Source organism: uncultured Empedobacter sp. (assembly GCF_937930195.1).
Lineage (GTDB): Bacteria > Bacteroidota > Bacteroidia > Flavobacteriales > Weeksellaceae > Empedobacter > Empedobacter stercoris.
The window spans coordinates 1-2,347 of the sequence record NZ_CALGVK010000165.1 but is presented as its reverse complement, the minus strand read 5'-3'; the positions used below and the strand labels follow the sequence as shown (position 1 = coordinate 2,347).

At 30.7% G+C, this 2,347-nt stretch carries 1 protein-coding gene; it reads right to left on the bottom strand.

The features are described 5' to 3' along the window. Window positions 1–205 precede the first annotated feature (205 nt). Complete coding sequence (locus tag Q0616_RS09540) at window positions 206–2,281, bottom strand: TonB-dependent siderophore receptor (RefSeq protein ID WP_298776755.1); 2,076 nt, start codon at window positions 2,279–2,281, stop codon at window positions 206–208. Window positions 2,282–2,347: the final 66 nt, after the last annotated feature.

The window sequence follows — 2,347 nt, the reverse complement described above, 5'->3', positions numbered from 1 at the left end:
ATGTTAGATGTTAGATGTTAGATGTTAGATGTTAGATGTTAGATGTTAGATGTTAGATGCAAAAATAATTATCTTTATATAACTATAGATTTCTCCATTCGTCAGAATGACATTTACCTTATGTATTGTTGAACTCGTTTCAACATCGCATCAAAAATTATAAAATAGAAAAAGAGAATCCTTAGGATTCTCTTTTTCTATTTTATTAAAACGTTGCTGCACCTGCAGTTTGGTTTTGTAATTTACGATTGATATTTGTTTTCTTACCTGTAGCAAAATCGTAACTAAACCCTAAGATAAACATATTTTTGTTGTTCCAAATTTGTGTATGGTTTGTTGTTTGTACAATACTTTCTGCAACGGATTTTGATTTATATTCCGAAGGCATTCCAAGCCAATAGGCACCTGTTTTAAATGACCAATTGTTTAATTTATAACTTAACACCAAATGACTTTTGTTTTCGTTCGTGTCTAAAAACGGTCCACTCAATGAATAAACTGGAATATTAAATGCATACATCAAACTAAAGTTTTTGTACACTGAATTAATAACAAAATTATTTCCGATATAATCGTTTTTAATTGTTTTTCCATCATTTAGTTTTACACTTTCTGATGTTGGTGTTAGAACTAATTTTAATGTTAGTAAATCTGTTCCGAAAGGTTTTATTGAACCTGAAACTTGTACACCTAAACTTTGTGCATTTTGAGCATTTTCGTACGTCAACGCGTATCGATTTCCGTCTAACACATACAGTTGATTTATGGCGTCTTTTCTGTGAGAGTAAAATAAAGTTGTATTTAAATCAAAATATTTTGAATTGTATGAATAAATCAAATTATTACTAAACGTTTTTTGAATATTTAATTCTGGATTTCCTTTGCGTACAATATTCGGAACCATTTGCACCACATTACTACTCAACGCATCGCTCCAAGGACTTCTTGGTGTATAGGAACTTGTAAAACGTAAACTTTGGTTCTTCGCTAATTCATAACCCAAAACGATTTTTGGTGTAATAGTCCATGTATTTTGCGAATCTTCTGCACTTTGATTATTGATATTTGTCAATCCCATTCCCAAACGATACATCAACTTTTTTGTTTTTCCAGAAAACTCCGTGTACATATACTGTTGCAAATAATTTACTTTGTAACGAGAAGATCCATCTAAATTTACCAAATCATTGTTGATATCGTTTGTCGTAATTCGGTAGCCTGAACTCAATTTTCCTGATTTAAAATCATGCGTATGCGCAACTTCTCCAACAATAGAAGTTTGTTCAGCTTTCAATTTCATTTCGTTATTAAAAACACTATTTTCGGTATTTGTTACCCATTCTTTCGATAATTCGTATGTATCGGTATTGAAAATAGAACCAACAAAATTTAAACTCAATTCATCTTTCTTTCCTAATTTTCGAGAATAATACAAATCTACTGTAGGTTTTGTATAACCACTATTGCCATGTTTATAGGTCGTATGATTCTCCGAAACATTATTCATCAAAAAGATACTTTTTCCATTAACATCTGTAAAACTTGTCAAAATTTCTAAATCTAACTTTGCTTGAAAAGTATATTTGTCAGAATCTGTATTGGTATAGCGTAAAATTGCATTTTGAAAGGTATAACCAAAATGATCAAAACGATGTTCGGTTGTTTTGTATTGATTATTATTTAATTGGTATGCATACGAATTAGTGTTTTCACGATTATCATAATCTCTTAAACTAAGCGAATATTCCACACCAAAATTATTTTTACCTTTTGTGAAATTCGCATAGGCAGAACCATCTACAAAACCGGTCAAAGGAGAAGTAATACCCTCTACACCAAAAACATATCCATTTTCTGGATTACGCGTAATCAAATTAACCACCTGATCTGCACGATTTGCATAACGCGTTGGTGGAATATCAAAATATTCTACACGTACTACATCTTGCGGTTTGACAGCACGAATTTGATTGTCTGTTGCTTCAATTCCGTTTATCAACAACAATGTTGTTCCACCTTTTATACTCTGAATTGAATTAGAAATTGGATCTACATTTAGCTCTGGTAATGTATTCAATAAATCTTTTGCATAACGTGCTTTCTCCAATGCTTCTTTATCAAATGTATAAACAGCTTTGTCTGCAAACATTTTTTTTCGTTGCGATTGAATTAAAACTTCCTCTATTTCAATTGGATTATAATCAATTGAATCTTTAATTTCTTCTTGCCCGAAAGCAAAGATTCCTGATAATGTAACAGCAAGTACAAAAAATTTTCTCATGGTTTTCTACTATTTAGTATTAGTGTCTTTTAATATGACGTATGAATGATGAAAAAGTTACATAAC